The following is a 17,650-nucleotide window of genomic DNA, read 5'->3' as shown; positions in this document are numbered from 1 at the left end:
CGCGCACGCTCCCCGCCCCCAGTCGGGCGGCCATGTCCGGAGGGGCGGCGCCGGGCGCGGGGGGGAGGGCCCCGCCCCCCCCGGACCCCCACCCCCCGAGGGCCGAAAGGCCCTCGGGACCCGATACTTGGGTGGTTGGGGGGAGGGGCACTGCGCGCGCGCCGGCCGCGGCGGTTCCGCCACGCCCCTCCCCCCAACCACCCAATTCATGGTGTCTAGAGGCCTTTCGGCCTCTGGCGGGGAGAGGTTCGGAGAGGGGCGGCGCCCCTCTCCGCCTGCGTCGCGATGACCGACCCCATCAGTATCTCCGGCCTGAACTACGCCTATGGCGAGGGCGAGTTGCGGCGGCCGGTGCTGCGGGATGTCGGTCTGCGCGTGCATGCCGGCGAAGTGGTGTTGCTCACCGGGCCGTCGGGGTCGGGCAAGACGACCTTGCTGACGCTGATCGGCGCCTTGCGGGCGATGCAGGAGGGGTCCTGCCGGGTGCTCGGGCGTGAGCTGATGGGAGCGAGCGAGCGCGAACGCGTGCGGTTGCGCCGGTCGATCGGCTTCATCTTTCAGAACCACAATTTGCTGGGCTTTTTGACGGCGCGGCAGAATGTCGCGATGGCGCTCGAGGTCGATGCGGCGGTGCCGGAGCGTGAGCGGCTGGAGCGCGCGGGGGCGATGCTGGCGGCGGTGGGTCTCGTCGGGCATGAGGACAAGCCGCCGGCGAAGCTGTCGGGTGGACAGCGGCAGCGGGTCGCGATCGCGCGCGCGCTGGTGGCGGCGCCGGGCCTGGTGCTGGCGGACGAGCCGACGGCGGCGCTGGACAAGGTGTCAGGCGGGGAGGTCGCGCATCTGCTGCGCGACATGGCGAAGTCGCGGGGCACGCCGATCCTGATGGTGACGCACGATCCGCGCATCCTGGATATCGCGGACCGGGTGGTGTCGATGGAGGATGGGCGGATCGTCGAGGCGGCCGCGGCGTAGGTGTTGGCGCTGCACCGGCCCGCACCCCCACCCGGCCACCCGATCGGGGATGCCGTCGCAGGCCGGCCAGGCGGTTGCCGGCCGCCCGCGCGGCGGCTATGCGGCGGCGACCCGACCGGAAGGCCCCCGCGACATGACCACCCTCGACATCCTCGGCATCGGCAATGCCATCGTGGACGTGCTGGCGCGCGCCGATGAGGACATGCTGGTCCGCCACGGCATGGCCAAGGGCGGCATGGCGCTGATCGGCACCGAGCAGGCCGAGACGATCTATGCCGACATGGCGCCGGGCGTTGAGAGCAGCGGCGGGTCGGCGGCGAACACCTGCGCGGCGGCGGCGGCGCTGGGGGCGAAGGTCGGCTACCTCGGCAAGGTGGCGGACGATGCGCTGGGCCAGGTGTTCCGCCACGACATCACTGCCGCCGGCGTGCATTTCCCGACCGCGCCGCTGCAGGGCGGGGCGCCGACGGCGCGCTGCCTGATCCTGGTGACGCCGGACGGGCAGCGGACGATGAACACCTTCCTCGGCGCCTGCGTGACCTTCGGGGAACAGGACCTGGATGCAGCGGCGATCGCGGGGGCGCAGGTGACCTACCTCGAGGGCTATCTGTTCGACCCGCCGGCGGCGCAGGCGGCCTTCCGGGCCGCGGCGCGCATCGCGCATGCGGCGGGGCGGAAGGTGGCGATCACGCTGTCCGACGCCTTCTGCGTCGAGCGGCACCGCGATGCCTTCCTCGCCTTCGTGCGGGAGGAGGCGGACATCCTCTTCGCAAATGAATCCGAGATCCGCGCGCTGTATCACGCCCATAGCTTCGAGGAAGCGGCGGCGGCGGCGCGCAGGGACGTGGCACTCGCCGCGCTGACGCGCAGCGAGCAGGGCAGCGTCATCATCGCCGGCGAGACGACGCATGCGGTGTCCGTCGTGCCGACCAAGGTGGTGGATACGACCGGCGCGGGCGATGCCTATGCGGCCGGCTTCCTCGCGGGGCTGACGGCGGGGCATCCGCTGCCGGAATGCGGGCGCTGGGCTTCGGTCGCGGCGGCGGAGGCGATCTCCCATTTCGGGGCGCGGCCGCAGGCGGACCTCAAGGCGCTGGTCGCGGCGCGCTGACCGGGGCCCGGCCTCACGCAGGCGTGTGAGGGCGGGCGCAACCTTCGCCCCGCTCCCTCGTTGTCACGGCAGGCAACGAGAGGAGAGCAACCATGCGCCACCATGCCATCCGCTGCGCCATGCTCGGCCTGAGCCTGGTGACCATGCCGGCCCTCGCGCAGGGCGTGGCGGGGGATTCCCCGCTGAACGGCGGCGACCGAGTCTCGGCCCAGGCCGACGCGATCGCGACCCAGCAGGTCGAGCCGCTGCTGCAGCAGGCCGAACAGGCCGTGCGCCAGGGCCGCCTGCCGCTGGCCAATGAACTGGTCGAGCGTGCCGAGGCCCTGGCCCTGACCCGGTCGACCATCGCCGGGACGGAGACCCAGCCGGTCACCTCGGGCCCGGTGGCCCGGATGGCGGAGGCCCGCGCGGCGATCGCCCGGCGTGACAACTCGACCGCGGCCATGCTGATCGCCGAGGCGGCCAGCCTGTCCCGCGCCCAGGGGCTGTGACGGCCGCCGCGCGGGGCCGGTTTCCCCCCTGGCCCCGTGCGGTTCCGCCACCAGGCGGCCCGCGGCGAACGCCCCCCATCCCCCAACGCCGCGGGCCGCCATGCGCCTGCGCCATGCTCGGCGCGGGCGCTTTCCCGTGGGGGTGTCGGGTCATGGCGCCGCTGCGACGGTCGCGGTAATGAATCCGCTGCCGCCGGCAGCCGGGACCGGGCAGGCAAGGCACCACGAGGCTTGCCATGGCCAGGTTCGATATCCCGCTGCTCGTCACGGTCATCCTGCTGTTCCCGATGCTCTACTTCGCCATCGCGTCGCTGACCTTCTATTTCCGGAAGTTCGACGACCCGATCGTGACCTGGATGCTGCGTGGCCTGTTCAACGTGTATTTCCTGGCCGTCGCGGTCTGCTGCGCGCTGGGGGCGGTCGTCTTCGCGGCGGCCGGGCGGCCGTCCGTCGCATTCGGCTTCGGCGTCCTCGTCGCCTGCGCGGTCGTGGCCCGGCCGTGGTTCCTCCGGCGGGTGGACGAGCAGGTGCGCGCCCGGGATGCGGGGGATCGTGGCGCGACCGGCCGGCTGCGCCGGCTGCAACTGGGCGGGATCGTCTACAACGCCATCCAGGCCGCGACCGTCATCGGGAGCATTCCCGCCATTTTCGCCCCGCCCGCCGCCTGACGGCGCCTTCCGGAGGCCGCCATGCGCCTGCGCCATGACTGGCGCAGGCTTTTTTTCTCGCCATGGGGCGGCCGAGCGACTATGTGTGCGCCGCAACAATCCGACAGACGTCCGGCCGCGCCGCCCGCCCACGACCGGGGCAGGCGGGTGGCCGTGTTCATGGCAGGGCCCCCCGGGGGGCGAGAGGAGTGCGCGATGAGCGCCGCTGAGATCCGCAACGTGGCGATCATCGCCCATGTCGACCACGGCAAGACCACGCTGGTCGACCAGCTGCTGAAGCAGGCCGGCGCCTTCCGCGCCAACCAGCAGGTCGCCGAGCGCGCGCTGGACCGCAACGACCTCGAGCGCGAGCGCGGCATCACCATCCTCGCCAAGTCGACCGCGGTCGAGTGGAAGGGCGTGAAGATCAACATCGTGGACACGCCCGGCCACGCCGATTTCGGCGGCGAGGTGGAGCGCATCCTGTCCATGGTGGATGGCGCGATCGTGCTCTGCGACGCGGCCGAGGGCCCGCTGCCGCAGACCAAGTTCGTGCTGACCAAGGCGCTGGCGCGCGGGATCAAGCCGATCGTCGTCATCAACAAGGTGGACCGCCAGGACGCCCGCCCGCACGAGGTGCATGACGAGGTGTTCGACCTGTTCGCCGCGCTCGGCGCGACGGACGAGCAGCTCGACTTCCACACGCTGTTCGCCTCGGGCCGCCAGGGCTGGGCGGACACCTCGCTGGAGGGACCGCGCAAGGATCTCTCGGCGATGTTCGACCTGATCCTGTCGCATGTGCCGGCGCCGCAGGTCGATTTCGACGCGCCCTTCGCGATGAACGCCTCGATCCTGGAATCCGACAACTTCCTCGGCCGCATCCTGACCGGGCGCGTGGCGCAGGGTGTGGCGAAGGTGAACATGCCGGTGCGCGTGCTGCGCCAGGACGGCACCGTCGTGGAATCCGGCCGCCTGACCAAGCTGATGACCTTCTCCGGCCTCGACCGCGTGCCGGTCGATGAGGTGAAGGCGGGCGACATCATCGCCATCGCCGGCCTGTCCGATGCGACGATCCCGGACACCATCGCCGCGCCGGAAGTGGCCGCGCCGCTGCCGGCGATCCCGGTCGATCCGCCGACGCTGGCCATGACCTTCCGCATCAATGACGGGCCGCTCGGCGGGCGCGAGGGCAAGAAGGTCACGTCGCGCCAGATCCGCGATCGCCTGATGAAGGAGATCGAGGGCAACGTCGCGATCAAGGTGAAGGTCTCGGACGAGGTCGACGCCTTCGAGGTGGCGGGCCGCGGCGAACTGCAGCTCGGCGTGCTGATCGAGCAGATGCGTCGCGAGGGCTTCGAGCTGACGATCGGCCGCCCGCGCGTGCTGACGCGCAACAACGAGGAGACCGGCGAGCGCGAGGAGCCCTACGAGGAGGTCCTCATCGACGTCGACGAGACCTATTCGGGTGTCGTCGTCGAGAAGATGTCGCTGCGCAAGGGCCAGATGCAGGACATGCGGCCGTCGGGCGGCGGCAAGGTGCGCCTGACCTTCCACATCCCGTCGCGCGGTCTGATCGGCTACCATGGCGAGTTCCTGACGGACACGCGTGGCACCGGCATGATGAACCGGCTGTTCCTCGGCTATCAGCCCTGGGCCGGGCATATCGAGGGCCGTCGCAACGGGTCCCTGATCAGCAACGCCGATGGCGAGGCGATCCAGTACGCGCTGTTCTACCTGCAGGAGCGCGGCACGCTGTTCGTGAACCCGGGCGACAAGGTCTATGTCGGCCTGATCCTCGGCGAGAATTCGCGCGACAACGACCTCGACGTGAATCCGATCAAGGAAAAGAAGCTCACCAACATCCGCGCCGCCGGCAAGGATGAGGCGCTGCTGCTGATCCCGCCGCGGAAGATGTCGCTCGAGCAGGCGATTGCCTACATCGAGGACGACGAGCTGGTGGAGGTGACGCCGTCGGCCGTTCGCCTGCGCAAGCGCTTCCTCGACCCGCATGAGCGCAAGAAGCACGCCCGGCGGGCGGAATCCGAAGCGGCGTAACGACGCCGGACGTCACGCCGGGTCCGTGCCCGGCGGGACGCAGGACGGCAGGGCGGCGATCGCGGCCTCGCCCGCCAGCCGGCGCAGGTCGAATTGTGCGAGGGCGACGAAGCGCCCGGTCTGCGCCGTGCTCAGCCAGGTGCCGATGATGAGCGGCCCGGCCTCGATCGGGCCGGCGCGGCAGGCATCGGCGGCGATGCCGATGGTCATGCGTCGCGCCGCCGAGCGGCGGAAGTCTTCCATCTCCTCGCGCGCCGCCGGTGTCAGGCGGAACGCCACGATGCGGCGGCCCGGCGCGGGCGGCGCATCCTGCTGCGCCGCGCGGGACGCGGCCTCGTCTTCCTCCAACGCGAAATGACCGGTTCGGCTGCCGAGTTGGACGGCCAGCCGTGCCGTGCTTCGCCGGGGGCGCAGGGCGTCGGGCATGTCCACGGCGGCGCGCAGGGCGGCGAGGTCGGTGGTGGCCGGGTCCGTCGTCCGCAGGGCCTGCTGGCTGGCGCGCGGGATGGCGGCACAGGCGGTGGCCGCGAGGGCGAGGAGGAGCGTCGGCAGGCGCATCTTCGTTTCCAACATTGATTTCTTATCGTAAAACAGTAAAATTCGGCCTGTCAACGGAGGGCCGACATGCCAACGCTCGCGACTCCCGCCGCCCACCGCGCCGGCGTGGCGGTGATCGCCGCCATCGCCTTCAGCGTGGTCGCGCCGGTGGCGATCTGGTTCGACGACCGGCTGGTCGCGCTGGCGCTGCTCGGGCAGGGGGTGGTGCTGGGGTCGCTCTCGCCGACGCTGCGTGCGGTCGGGATCGTGACGACGCTGCTGCCGTCGCTGTGCCTCGCCTGGGGGCTGCTCGGCGTGATGCCGGCGCTGCGGTCGATCGGGCGGGGGGAGGTGGTGCCGCGTGTCGGCGCCGCGCTGCAGCGGCTTGGCCTGTCGGTGCTTCTGGTCGGGTTGTATGAGCCGATCGGGCGGGCCGTGCTGCTCGCCGCGCTGACGCTGGCGCCGGGGCGGCTGGCGATCGAGATCGGCGTTTCGACCAACGCCGTGCTGCTGGTCGCGCTCGGCGCGACGCTGATGGCGCTGGGGCCGGTGCTGCGCGGCGCCGCGACGGCGCTGGAGGAAAACCAGGGCTTCGTGTGACCCCGTGCCGATCCTCGTGAACCTCGACGTGATGATGGCGCGGAGGAAGATGCGCGGGCGCGACCTCGCCGCGCGCATCGGCATCACCGAGCAGAACCTGTCCCTGCTGAAATCCGGCAAGGTGAAGGGCGTGCGGTTCGAGACGCTGGAACGGCTCTGCGCCGCGCTCGACTGCCAGCCGGGGGACCTGCTCGAATACCGCGCCGAGGACGTCGCGCCGGATTGAGCGCTGTCGGTGTGCCCCCGCCTTGCGCGACCCGCCCCGGACCCCGACACTTCGTCCCAAGCAACGTCACGACGTGAGGGAAACGGAATGTCCGAAGGCGCGGGCCGCAAGGCCGTCGAGGTGCCGGTCCATGACGCGCTGATCGTCGGCGCGGGGTTCGCGGGCCTGTACCAGCTGCATGCGCTGCGGGACCGGCTCGGGCTGTCGGCGCATGTGCTGGAAGCGGCGGACGGCGTCGGCGGCACCTGGTGGTGGAACCGCTATCCCGGCGCGCGGTGCGATTCCGAAAGCCATGCCTATGCGTTCTATTTCTCCGAGGAGCTGCTGCAGTCCTGGGAGTGGTCGGAACGCTATCCGGAGCAGCCGGAGATCCTGCGCTACCTGAACCATGTGGCGGACCGGCTGGACCTCAGGCGCGACATCACCTTCAACGCGCGCGTCACCTCCGCGCGGTGGGATGCGGAGGACAATCTCTGGCATGTCACGACCGCGGACGGTCGGCGCCGGGCGGCGACCTGGCTGATCACGGCGGTGGGGTGCCTGTCCTCGGCCAACATTCCCGACATTCCCGGGCGCGACGACTTTGCGGGCCGCTGGGTCCATACCGGCCATTGGCCGCATGAGGGCGTGGACTTCGCCGGGCAGCGCGTCGGCATGATCGGCACCGGGTCGACCGGCATCCAGGCGGCGCCGGTGATCGCCGGGAGCGCGGCGCATCTCACGGTCTTCCAGCGCACCGCGAACTATTCCATCCCCGCGCGCAACACGCCGCTGACCTCGGCGTTCAAGCGCTGGGCGAAGGAGAACGCGGCCGAGATCCGCGAAGCGATGCATGCGACCGGCAACGGCCATCCCTGGCCGGTGAGCGAGCGTTCGGCCCTCGAGGTCGATGACGCCGAGCGCGAGGCGATCTTCCGTGCCGCCTGGGAGAAGGGCGGGCTGCGCCTGCGCGCGACCTTCCGCGACATCCTGACCGACCGGCGCGCCAACGACACCGCGGCGGAATTCATCCGCGCCCGCATCCGGGAAGTGGTGAAGGACCCGAAGACGGCGGCGATGCTGACCGACATCGACCATCCCTTCGCCACGAAGCGCCCGCCGATCGACACCGGCTACTTCGAGACCTTCAACCGCGACAACGTCACGCTGGTCGATGTGCGCGCCGACCCGATCGAACGCATCACGCCCACCGGCATCCGGCTGAAGAGCGGCGCGGAACATGTGCTCGACATCATCGTCTTCGCGACCGGCTTCGATGCCATGACCGGCGCGCTGCTGCGCATGGGCATCACCGGGCGCGACGGGCTGGCGCTGAGCGACGCCTGGGCGGCCGGGCCGCGCACCCAGCTCGGCCTGCAGGTGGCGGGCTTCCCGAACATGTTCACCGTGACGGGGCCCGGCAGCCCGTCCGTGCTGACGAACATGCCGGTCGCGATCGAGCAGCATGTCGAATGGATCACCGACTGCATCGCGGCGATGCGCGCGCGCGGTGTGGCGACCATCGAGCCGACCGAGGAGGCCTGCGACCGCTGGGTCGCGCATGTGAACGACGTCGCGAATGCGACGCTGATGCCCCAGGCGGGGCATTCCTGGTATCTGGGGGCGAATGTCCCCGGCAAGCCGCGGGTCTTCATGCCCTATGCCGGCGGCATGCCGGCCTATCGGCGGATCTGCGACGAGGTCGCCGCCGCGGGCTATGAAGGCTTCGTGACGACCGGGGCGCGCACAAGGGTGACCGCATGAACGACCACACCACCGTCGCCACGCCGCTGAGCTTCGAGGCGCGGCTCGATCGCCTCGCGGAACTTGCCGTGAAGGTCGGGCTTGGGCTGCAGAAGGGGCAGCAGCTGGTGATGACCGCTTCGCTCGAGCATGTGCCGCTGGCGCGGCGCATCACCGAGCAGGCCTATCGCGCCGGCGCATCCCTGGTGACGACGCTGTTCCATGACGAGCAGTCGGCGCTGTCGCGTTACCGGCTGGCGTCGGATGACGCCTTCGACGTCGCGCCGGGCTGGCTGTTCGACGGCATGGCGGCGGCCTTCCGCGGCGGGGCGGCGCGGCTTGCGATCGTCGGCGACGATCCGACGCTGCTGTCGGGCGAGGACCCGGCGAAGGTTGCGCGGGCGAACAAGGCGCGGTCGAAGGCGTATCAGCCGGCGCTCGAGCTGATCACCACATCGGCGATCAACTGGACGCTGGTCGCGGGCGCGACGCCGGCCTGGGCGCGGGCGGTCTTCCCGGACCTGGACGAGGCGACGGCGCTGGCGCGGCTGTGGGATGCGATCCTCGCCGCCTCGCGCGCCGATGCGCCCGATCCGGTGGCGGCCTGGGCGGCGCACAACGCGTCGCTGGTGGCGCGGCGCGCGATGCTGAACGAGCGGCGCTATGCCGCGCTGCGCTTCCGCGGGCCGGGCACGGACCTGGTGGTGGGCCTGGCGGATGGGCATGCCTGGTCGGGCGGCGTGACGACCGCGCGCAACGGCGCGACCGGCAATCCGAACATCCCGACCGAGGAGGTGTTCACCACGCCGCATGCCGCGAAGACGCAGGGCACGGTGGTGGCAACGAAGCCGCTGTCCTACCAGGGCACCCTGATCCGCGACATCCGCGTCCGCTTCGAGGGCGGCGTGATCGTCGAGGCGCAGGCGAGCAGCGGCCAGGATGTGCTGCAGCGGATGATCGACACCGACGAGGGCGCGCGGCGCCTCGGCGAGGTTGCGCTGGTGCCGGCGGCGAACCCGATCGCGGCGAGCGGGATCCTCTTCCTCAACACGCTGTTCGACGAGAATGCGGCGAGCCACATCGCGCTCGGCCAGGCCTATTCCAAGTGCTTCGTCGACCAGGACCTGACCGAGGCGGAGCTCGCGCAGCGCGGGGCGAACCGCAGCCTGATCCATGTCGACTGGATGATCGGCTCGTCGGAGACCGACGTGGACGGGATCGACGCCGAAGGGCGCGAGGAGCCGGTGATGCGCAAGGGGGCCTGGGTCCGGTAGGGCGCGTTGCTCGTGAGCGGCGCCGGCCCGCGCCCCCACCCGGCCACCCAACAACAGTATCCTGGATGGCTGGCCGGGTAGGGGTGTGGGCCGGCGCCGATATCGACACGCAAAAGCCCCCTCGGATGGACGGAGGCGCGGCCTTCTGGCAGGGTCCGGGCCTCATGCTTTCGATCCCCGCCAGCCGCCCCAATGCCTATACGGGCAGCCCGCTCGACCGGGCTGCCGAGAAGCGCGACGACGCCGAATTCATCGGCGCCGCGCTGCACCATCCCGACAGCCTCTTCGCCCCCGTCTGGCGGGCGCGCAGCCTGATGAAGGGCGTCGCCGAGGGACACCCCGAGGCGGTGCTGCTGACCGGCGGCGCGGCCGAGGCGGTGCGCATGGCCGATGGCCCCTGGGCCTTCCTCGGCCTGTGGGAGGGACGGCCGGTCTTCGCGGTGGATTGTTCCCACGCCGACGACCCGCTGCCGCTGCTGCCCGATGGGATGGGCGCCTTCACCGACCTGCGCCAGGTCGCGGGGCTGCTGCCGCCGGGCGAGGCGAGCGTTCTCGCCCACGCCCGCGGGCTGATGCACTGGCGGACCAAGCACCGCTTCTGCGGCGTGTGCGGCCAGCGCTGCGAGCCCCGGTCGGCCGGCAACGTCATGGTCTGCACCGGCTGCGGCGCGCAGCATTTCCCGCGTACCGACCCCGCGGTGATCATGCTGGTGGTGCGCAACGGGTCCTGCCTGCTCGGCCATTCGCACCGCTTCCCGAACGTGACGATGTACTCGACCCTCGCGGGCTTCGTGGAGCCGGGCGAAAGCCTCGAGGAAGCGGTGCGGCGCGAGGTGAAGGAGGAAGCGGGGGTCGAGGTGGGGCGAGTGCTCTATCACTCCTCCCAGCCCTGGCCCTTTCCGTCCTCGATCATGCTCGGCTTCCATGCCGAGGGGCTGACCGAGGAAATCCGGATCGATCCGGGCGAATTGAAGGATGCGCGGTGGTTCTCGCGCGACGAGATCCGCAACCACCAGGCGCTCGGCTTTTCGCTGCCGCGGGCGGATTCGATCGCCCGGCGCCTCATCGAGGATTGGATGGAGTCATGAGCGAGCGCTGGCGCGGCGCGGCGCTGGCCGCTGCCCTCCTGGCCCTGGCCGCCTGCGAGACAGGCGGCGTCTGGGCCAACGTCCCGGTCGACAATTCCCCTGACGGCCAGGCCTGCCGGCGCGAGGCCGAGCAGGATCCGGAAGTGCGGCGCATCGCGTCGCAATTCACCGCCAATGGCAACGAGGCATGGAACGAGCGGGTGCGGCAGGAGATGCTGGTCGCCTTGCCGCGCGCCTGGCGCGACTGCATGACGCGGCGCGGCGCGATGCCGGGCGGCGGCGTGGAGCCGGTGCGGCGCGTGACGTTCTGATGCTGCGCGCGAAGGCGCTGCCTTCGCGGTTCTTCTTGGTCCTCTCGGACGCCGAGCGGGCGGCGTCCGCGGTCCTTGGCTCGCCAGGGGCGCCTTCGCGGCCTCGGCCCTGCCGGGCCGGGCTGCGGGGCGTCGCGTTCGGGGCCGCCGGCGGCGATCAGTCGTCGCGCAGCTGCGGATTGTCGAAGGTCGGGCGGCGCGCGGCGGCCAGTGCGTCGCGCAGCGCGTCGTGCAGCGACTTCTTCTCCTCCGCCGCCAGGTCGCGGCCGATCTCGAGGCTGCGGCCGCGGCTGTCGATGCGCAGCACGCCGGCATGGCCGGGGTCCTCGAGGTAGGTGAGCCGCGCCCAATAGGAGTCGAGCGCGATCTCCTCCCGCCGTCCGCGCCGGTCGGTGCGGATGACCGCGAGACGCCCCGGCGTCAGCAGCAGGAACTCGGAGGTCCGTGCCGAGCGGCGCGCATGCAGCGCCACGAGGCCGAGGGCGAAGATCACTTCGCCACCCAGGAAGGGCAGGATCGGCCAGGCGCCGAGGAGGTAGAACAGCACCCCCGTCAGCCCGGTGAAGAAGACCAGCAGCAGCGCGAGCGCCCGGTAGCCCGCCGGCGTCAGGGACCGCGGCGGGGTGCAGATGGCCTGGAACAGGACGGGCTCTGCGGGGGCTGCCATGCCCGGGCAAGATAGGCGAGGATCGCGCCCGTGCCAGCCATGCCGACCAAGCCGAAGAAGCCGAACCACGGAACCGCAACGGCGCCGCGCCGCGCCCGCCTGATGCCGCCCGCGCAGGCGGAGGCCTTCATCCGTGCCCTCGCCGTCGCCAATCCGGCGCCCGAGACGGAACTGATCTACCACGACCCCTTCACGCTGCTTGTCGCCGTGGTGCTGTCGGCGCAGACGACGGATGCGGCGGTGAACAAGTGCACGCCGGCGCTGTTCGCGGCGGCGCCGACGCCCGAGAAGATGGCCGCGCTCGGGGCCGAGGGGATCGGTCCCTACATCCGAACCATCGGGCTGTGGCAGGGCAAGGCGAAGAATGTCGCGGCGCTGGCGCGCGACCTGGTCGAGAAGCATGGCGGCCAGGTGCCGGGTGATCGCGAGGCGTTGGAAGCCCTGCCCGGCGTCGGGCGTAAGACCGCGAATGTCGTGCTGAACGTCGCCTTCGGGCAGGAGACGATGGCGGTCGACACGCACATCTTCCGCCTCGGCAACCGCTGCGGCCTGGCGCCGGGGAAGACGCCGCGCGAGGTGGAGGAGAAGCTGGTAAAGCGCTGCCCGCCCGAGCTGCTGCGGGACGCGCATCACTGGCTGATCCTGCACGGGCGCTATGTGTGCAAGGCAAGGGCGCCGGAATGCTGGCGCTGCGTGGCGCGGGCGTATTGCAACTACAACGACAAGGTGCTGGCGCCGCCGGTGAAGTGACGGCGCTGCCGGAGGGGCGCCGCCCCTCCGCACCACCCCGCCGAGGGCCGAAAGGCCCTCGGAACCCAAGAGTTCTAGAGGGGCAGGGCCCCTCTCGATGGTCGTCAGGCCTTCCCGGCCATCTTCGCGACGGTGTGCGCGAGCGCCTTGTCGAGCACCTCGATGAGCGTGTCGCATTCCGTGCGCGTGATGATGAGCGGCGGCGACAGCACGATGGTGTTGGAGTGCCGCGACCCGCCGCCGGAGCGGCCGACGATCACGCCGTTCGCCTTGCAGAACTCGACCACGCCGCCGACCAGCGCGCCGTCGAGCTGCACCTTGCTCTCACGGTCGGTAACGAGTTCGATGCCGATCAGCAGGCCCTTGCCGCGCACGTCGCCGCAGATGCCGTGCTTGAACAGCGTCGCCTTGAGGCCGTCCATCAGGTAGGCGCCCATGGTCGCGGCGCGCTCGGGCAGCTTCTCCTCGAGCATGATCTCGATGTTGCGCACGGCGACGGCGGCGGCGGCGGGGTGGCCGCCATAGGTGTTCACCTGCATCACCTGGCGCGCCTCGGCGACCTCGCCGAGGAAGCTGTCGAAGACGCGGTTCTTCACCACGGTCGCGGCGATCGGCAGGTAGGCGGAGACGATGCCCTTGGCGACCGCCATGATGTCGGGGCTGATGCCATAGTGCTGGTGGCCGAACATCTTCCCCGTGCGGCCGAAGCCGTTGATCACCTCATCGACATGCAGCAGCACGTCGAACTTGCGACAGATCGCCTCGACCTTCGGCAGGTAGTCGTCGGGCGGCACGGCGACGCCGACGCCGGACATGATCGGCTCGACGATCACCTCGGCGACGGTCTGCGGGCCTTCCGCCTGGATCGCGGCCTCGATGGCCGTCGCACAGGCGGTCTTGCAGGACGGGTATTCGAGGCCGAGCGGGCAGCGGTAGCAGGTCGGCGCCGGGACGTGGATGAACTCGCCGGCGAAGGGCTCGAACTTCATCTTGCGCTCGCCCATGCCGCCGGCCGCGAGCGTGGCGAGCGTCGTGCCGTGATAGGCGTAGTGGCGCGCGATGGTCTTGAAGCGGAACTGGCCGGGGAATTCGTGCTTGGCGTATTGCCGCGCGACCTTGAAGCCGGCCTCGTTCGCCTCGGAGCCCGAATTCACGAAGTAGGTGTGGTAGCCGCCGCCCATCAGCGTGTTGATCTGCTCGCCGAGGCGCGCGGCGGGCAGGTTCATGGCCGTGTGCGGGTAGTAGGCCATCTGCTCCATCTGCTCGGCGGCGATTTGCGCGAGCTCGGTGCGGCCATAGCCGATGTTGACGCACCACAGGCCGGCCATGGCGTCGAGGTAGGTCGAGCCGTCGGCGTCCACGATGGTCGAGCCCTGGGCGCCGGTGACGACCATCTGCGACTTCTCGAGCGCGCGGTGCTGCACGATCGGGTGCATCACGTTCTCGAGGTCCTGGGCGACGACGCGGCGGCGTTCTTCCGGATCGGGCTGGTTCGTGACGGACATGGTCGGGGCCTCCCGGCTGCTGGGTGGGGCGATGGTCGCGCGGGATGGCCGGGAAGGAAAGCCGGAAGCGGCGGATTCAGCCCCGCGATGCCGGTCGGGCGAGGGCGAGCGCGGCGCCGGCGATGGCGGCTGCGGCCGAGAGCGGCCCGAAACCGCCGAATCCGGCCGCCGCCATGACCCAGCCGCCCAGCGCCGCGGCGCCGAGCCAGCCGAAGGAGGCCGAGGTGACGTTGAGGCCAAGGACGGTGCCGCGGATCTCGTCCGGCACGTTGGCGAGCGCGGCCATCAGGCTGGGCCTGGCGATGGCGTTGACGAACACATAGGCGAAGCCGAGGCCGACCGTGGTGACCAGGCCCGGTGTCCAGCCGTAGAGCGCCAGCGCCACGACCGCGGAGGCCGCCATCGCCCCGGCGAAGACGTGCAGCCGGTTGCGCATCCGGTCCGCCATCTGCCCGCCGACCACGGTGCCGAGGATGTTGCCGACCGCGATGACCGCGAGCGGGATCGCCACCCCCGCCGGCGTCAGCCCATAGGTCGCCTGCAGGAAGGTCGCGAAATAGACGACCGAGATGCCGTAGCAGAGCCGCTCGGCGACCCCCATGGCGAGCAGGCGCAGCACCGGGCCGCTCATGGCGCCGCGCATGCTGGGCCGCGCGGCGGAGCCGCGGCGCGGGGCCTCGGCGGGGGTGAGGGTGGTGACGAGGAGCCCGATCGCGGCGAGCACCGCGATGCCGCCGACGGCGAGGGCGACGCCCCGCCAGCCGATATAGGTGCCGACCCAGGCGGCGAGCGGCACGCCGAGCAGCAGCGAGAAGGATTGCCCCGCCATCACCCAGCCGAGCGCCCGGCCGCGCTGGCGGTCCACGGTGCGGGCGGAGGCCTCGGCCATGATCACGCCGGTGAAGCCGCCGGCGAAGGTGCCCGCCGCCGTGACCGCCACGGCGACCGACCAGTAGCCCGGCGAGACCGCGACGCCGACGAGGGAGGCCGCGAGTCCGAGCGGCCCGCCGATCAGGAAGGGCCGCCGGCCCCAGCGGTCGGACCAGGCGCCGGCGAACAGCGAACTCACGCCCCAGGCGATGGACGTCATCGCCATCAGGTTCGCGACCATGGCGAGGCTCGCCGAGAGATCGCGCGACATGTCCAGCAGGAAGGGCGCCCGCGTCGTCCCCGAGGAGGAGGCGGCGAACATGCCGAGGCAGGCCGCCGCCAGCAGCGCCCAGGGCATGCGCGGCAGCGGTGTGGGGGGTGTCGTCAGTGGAAGACGCGGCCGGCGTCGATGACGGTGGTCTGGCCGGTCATCGTCTCGGTACGGCACATGGTGACGACCATGTCGGCGCAATCGTCCTTGTCGGCGGCCTTCCGCAGCAGGGAGGTGGCGGCGGAACGCTCGATCTGCTCGGGGCGGAGGTTCGCGGTGGCGCGCGTGCCCTCGAGCAGGCCGGGGGCGACGCAGTTCACCAGCACCTCGGGCGCCAGCGCCACGGCCATGCACTTCGTCAGGTGGATCAATCCGGCCTTGGAGACGGCATAGGCGATGGAGGAACCGGTCGGGCCGAGGCCGGCGACCGAGGCGATGTTGACGATCCGCCCGCGCCCCTGCGCCTTCATCACCGGCGCGACCGCCTTGGTCAGGCGCATCGGGCCGGTGAGGTTCACGGCCATGATCTTCTCCCACAATTCCTCCGTGAGGCCGTCGAGGTTGGGGAAGGGGATCGACTTGTTGTAGGCGGCGTCGTTCACGAGGATGTCGAGGCGGCCGAAGGCCTTCGCCACGGTATCGACCAGCGCGGCGACCGCGGCGCCGTCGGTGATGTCGCAGCCGAAGGCCTGGGCACGGACGCCATGTGTTGCGGCGAGGTCGCGCGCCACCGCCTCGGCCGCTTCGCGGCTCTGCGCGTACATCACGGCGATGTCGGCGCCTTCGCGCGCGAGGGCGTGGCAGATGCGCTGGCCAAGGCCGCCATTGCCGCCCGTGACGAGGGCCACTGCGCCCTTGAGATCCATGGATGCGTCCTCCGTTCTCCGCGCCAGCCTGTCCTGTCGGCGCGGCGCGGTCCAGGGGGCGGGCTGGCCGGGCGACGCGCGCGGTTCTACGCTTCGCGGCAGGGAGAAGATGTCCATGAAATGGAGCGGCGGCGGCTGGGACCTCGAGATCCTGGTCAACGGCTATCCGGGCAAGGTGGTGCCGCATGGCGGGCTCGGCTGGAGCACGGTCGTGCTGCTGCGCGGCCATGGGCGCATCGTGGTGCTCGACGGCGGCGGCTACGGGCTGCGCAAGCCGCTCGCCGCGGCGCTGAAGGAGCGCGGCATCCGGCCCGGCGACGTTACCGATCTGCTGCTGAGCCATGCGCATCACGACCATTGCGTGAACTGGCCGATGTTCCGCGAGGCGCGGATCGCGATCGGGCGGAAGGAGCTCGCCTGGGCGCGCGGCGTCGCCTGGGGCGAGACCTCGGTGCCCGAGCATGCGGTCGAGGCCCTGGCGCACTGGCCGACGCTGCACCTGATCGACGAGGGGGACGAGGTGCTGCCCGGCATCGTGGCGCGGCTCGCGCCCGGGCATACGCCGGGGCACCTGATCTTCCTCATCGCCGGCGACGGGCAGGACTGCGTGCTGCTGCAGGATGCGGTGAAGAACCGCGTCGAGCTGACCACGCGGCAGACCGACATGACCTACGACCCGGCAGTGAGTCGCGCGACGATCGACATGGTGTGGGAGATCTGCCGGTCGCGGCCGGGCTGCCTGCTGATCCCGGGCCACGACCTGCCGATGGTGGTGGAGAACGGCGTGCCGCGGCCGCTCGGCCGGCACCAGGCGGCGATCCGCGCCTGGTTCGGGGAGACGCTCGAGGAGACGCAGCGCATCGACCTGGCCCCGCGCGAGGCGGACTGAGGGAGGACGGGACAATGACGAAGGTGCAGGCGCTCGAGATCGCGCCGATCCAGGGTTCGGTGAGCGAGGCGGAGTGGCAGGCGCGCGTGGACCTCGCGGCCTGCTACCGGCTGTGCGACCGCTACGGCATGTCGGACATGATCTACACCCACATCACGGCGCGCGTGCCGGATGCGCCGGGGCAGTTCCTGATCAATCCGAACGGCATGCTGTTCAGCGAGATCACCGCCTCCTCCCTGCTGAAGGTGAACACGGAGGGCGAGATCCTCTATCGCCCGGACCTGCCCTATGGGCTGCATCCGGCGGGCTTCACCATCCATTCGGCGATCTATCGCGCGCGGCCCGATGTGGGCGCGGCGATGCACACGCATACGATCGCGGGCATGGCAGTCAGCGCGCTGAAATGCGGGCTGCTGCCGCTGACCCAGACGGCGACGCGCTTCTATGGCCGCATCGCCTATCACGACTTCCGCGGGCCGGAGCGCGACCCGTCCGAGCGCGAGGCGCTGGCGAAGTCGCTGGGGTCGCTGAACTACTGCATCCTGCGCAACCACGGCCTGCTGACGGTGGGCGAGAGCGTGGCGGAGGCCTTCATCGCGATGTGGGGGCTGGAGCGCGCCTGTCAGGCGCAGCTGCAGGCGATGGCGTGCAACACCGCGCTCGAGATGCCGAGCCCGGAGGTGGTGGAGAAGTCCTGCGCCATGTACGCGCCGGGCAATTCGCGGAAGTACGGGCTGCTGGAATGGCCGGGCCTGCTGCGGCAGCTTGACCGGACGGATCCGGGCTTCCGGGACTGAG

19 protein-coding genes are annotated in these 17,650 nt (G+C 71.2%); 14 read left to right on the top strand and 5 right to left on the bottom strand.

Annotation, left to right across the window (positions count from 1 at the left end):
• Nucleotides 1-285: 285 nt before the first annotated feature.
• The 5 genes from GWK15_RS18795 to typA all read left to right on the top strand — a co-directional run bounded on the left by GWK15_RS18795 (nucleotide 286) and on the right by typA (nucleotide 5,276).
• Nucleotides 286-972: an ATP-binding cassette domain-containing protein gene (locus tag GWK15_RS18795; RefSeq protein WP_168042909.1), complete on the top strand. Its 687-nt coding sequence runs from the start codon at nucleotides 286-288 to the stop codon at nucleotides 970-972.
• Nucleotides 973-1,105: 133 nt separating this feature from the next.
• Nucleotides 1,106-2,083, top strand: coding sequence for an adenosine kinase (locus GWK15_RS18790; RefSeq protein ID WP_168042908.1), 978 nt, complete (start codon nucleotides 1,106-1,108; stop codon nucleotides 2,081-2,083).
• 92 nt (nucleotides 2,084-2,175) lie between these two features.
• Complete coding sequence (locus GWK15_RS18785; RefSeq protein ID WP_168042907.1) at nucleotides 2,176-2,574, top strand: hypothetical protein; 399 nt, start codon at nucleotides 2,176-2,178, stop codon at nucleotides 2,572-2,574.
• 236 nt (nucleotides 2,575-2,810) lie between these two features.
• Nucleotides 2,811-3,242 (top strand): hypothetical protein, encoded by a 432-nt coding sequence (locus GWK15_RS18780; RefSeq protein WP_168042906.1) that lies wholly within the window; start codon nucleotides 2,811-2,813, stop codon nucleotides 3,240-3,242.
• A gap of 195 nt (nucleotides 3,243-3,437) precedes the next feature.
• Nucleotides 3,438-5,276: a translational GTPase TypA gene (gene typA, locus GWK15_RS18775; RefSeq protein ID WP_168042905.1), complete on the top strand. Its 1,839-nt coding sequence runs from the start codon at nucleotides 3,438-3,440 to the stop codon at nucleotides 5,274-5,276.
• 12 nt (nucleotides 5,277-5,288) lie between these two features.
• On the opposite strand, the gene GWK15_RS18770 is transcribed toward typA, so the two are convergent.
• Nucleotides 5,289-5,849, bottom strand: coding sequence for a hypothetical protein (locus GWK15_RS18770; protein WP_168042904.1), 561 nt, complete (start codon nucleotides 5,847-5,849; stop codon nucleotides 5,289-5,291).
• 51 nt (nucleotides 5,850-5,900) lie between these two features.
• On the opposite strand from GWK15_RS18770, the gene GWK15_RS18765 reads away from it, so the two are divergent.
• The 6 genes from GWK15_RS18765 to GWK15_RS18740 all read left to right on the top strand — a co-directional run bounded on the left by GWK15_RS18765 (nucleotide 5,901) and on the right by GWK15_RS18740 (nucleotide 11,034).
• Entirely contained in the window at nucleotides 5,901-6,413 is a 513-nt protein-coding gene (locus GWK15_RS18765) for a hypothetical protein (protein ID WP_168042903.1), read from the top strand.
• Nucleotides 6,414-6,417: 4 nt separating this feature from the next.
• The gene (locus GWK15_RS18760; RefSeq protein WP_168042902.1) at nucleotides 6,418-6,639 is read left to right on the top strand and encodes a helix-turn-helix domain-containing protein; all 222 of its coding nucleotides are present in this window, start codon (nucleotides 6,418-6,420) and stop codon (nucleotides 6,637-6,639) included.
• An 87-nt stretch (nucleotides 6,640-6,726) separates the two neighbouring features.
• Nucleotides 6,727-8,382 carry a flavin-containing monooxygenase gene (locus tag GWK15_RS18755; protein ID WP_168042901.1) on the top strand — a complete coding sequence of 552 codons (1,656 nt, stop codon included), beginning with the start codon at nucleotides 6,727-6,729 and terminating at the stop codon, nucleotides 8,380-8,382.
• Entirely contained in the window at nucleotides 8,379-9,635 is a 1,257-nt protein-coding gene (locus GWK15_RS18750) for an aminopeptidase (RefSeq protein WP_168042900.1), read from the top strand. The genes GWK15_RS18755 and GWK15_RS18750 overlap by 4 nt, the downstream gene beginning before the upstream one ends.
• 164 nt (nucleotides 9,636-9,799) lie before the next feature.
• Nucleotides 9,800-10,723, top strand: coding sequence for an NAD(+) diphosphatase (nudC, locus tag GWK15_RS18745; RefSeq protein WP_168042899.1), 924 nt, complete (start codon nucleotides 9,800-9,802; stop codon nucleotides 10,721-10,723).
• Nucleotides 10,720-11,034, top strand: a complete 315-nt coding sequence (locus GWK15_RS18740) for a phosphoribosylamine--glycine ligase (protein WP_168042898.1) — start codon at nucleotides 10,720-10,722, stop codon at nucleotides 11,032-11,034. The genes nudC and GWK15_RS18740 overlap by 4 nt, the downstream gene beginning before the upstream one ends.
• 157 nt (nucleotides 11,035-11,191) lie before the next feature.
• Here the strand turns inward: GWK15_RS18740 and GWK15_RS18735 are convergent, their stop codons facing one another.
• Entirely contained in the window at nucleotides 11,192-11,701 is a 510-nt protein-coding gene (locus GWK15_RS18735; protein ID WP_168042897.1) for a DUF2244 domain-containing protein, read from the bottom strand.
• 39 nt (nucleotides 11,702-11,740) lie between these two features.
• On the opposite strand from GWK15_RS18735, the gene nth reads away from it, so the two are divergent.
• A complete protein-coding gene (nth, locus tag GWK15_RS18730; protein ID WP_408891900.1) occupies nucleotides 11,741-12,451 on the top strand; it encodes an endonuclease III in 711 nt (236 codons plus the stop codon).
• Nucleotides 12,452-12,555: 104 nt separating this feature from the next.
• Here nth and GWK15_RS18725 read toward each other — a convergent pair whose 3' ends face one another.
• From GWK15_RS18725 to GWK15_RS18715, 3 genes are all read right to left on the bottom strand, one after another.
• Nucleotides 12,556-13,956 (bottom strand): aminotransferase, encoded by a 1,401-nt coding sequence (locus tag GWK15_RS18725; protein ID WP_168042896.1) that lies wholly within the window; start codon nucleotides 13,954-13,956, stop codon nucleotides 12,556-12,558.
• Between the two features lie 76 nt (nucleotides 13,957-14,032).
• Complete coding sequence (locus GWK15_RS18720; RefSeq protein ID WP_168042895.1) at nucleotides 14,033-15,184, bottom strand: MFS transporter; 1,152 nt, start codon at nucleotides 15,182-15,184, stop codon at nucleotides 14,033-14,035.
• A 26-nt stretch (nucleotides 15,185-15,210) separates the two neighbouring features.
• A complete protein-coding gene (locus GWK15_RS18715; RefSeq protein ID WP_168042894.1) occupies nucleotides 15,211-15,963 on the bottom strand; it encodes an SDR family NAD(P)-dependent oxidoreductase in 753 nt (250 codons plus the stop codon).
• Between the two features lie 115 nt (nucleotides 15,964-16,078).
• Between GWK15_RS18715 and GWK15_RS18710 the strand changes: the two genes are divergently transcribed.
• A complete protein-coding gene (locus tag GWK15_RS18710) occupies nucleotides 16,079-16,852 on the top strand; it encodes an MBL fold metallo-hydrolase (protein ID WP_168042893.1) in 774 nt (257 codons plus the stop codon).
• A gap of 14 nt (nucleotides 16,853-16,866) precedes the next feature.
• The gene (locus GWK15_RS18705) at nucleotides 16,867-17,649 is read left to right on the top strand and encodes a class II aldolase/adducin family protein (RefSeq protein WP_168042892.1); all 783 of its coding nucleotides are present in this window, start codon (nucleotides 16,867-16,869) and stop codon (nucleotides 17,647-17,649) included.
• Nucleotide 17,650 lies beyond the last annotated feature (1 nt).

Source organism: Neoroseomonas oryzicola, assembly GCF_012163135.1.
GTDB classification, from domain to species: Bacteria; Pseudomonadota; Alphaproteobacteria; order Acetobacterales; family Acetobacteraceae; genus Neoroseomonas; species Neoroseomonas oryzicola.
This window is presented reverse-complemented; position numbering and strand designations above follow the sequence as displayed.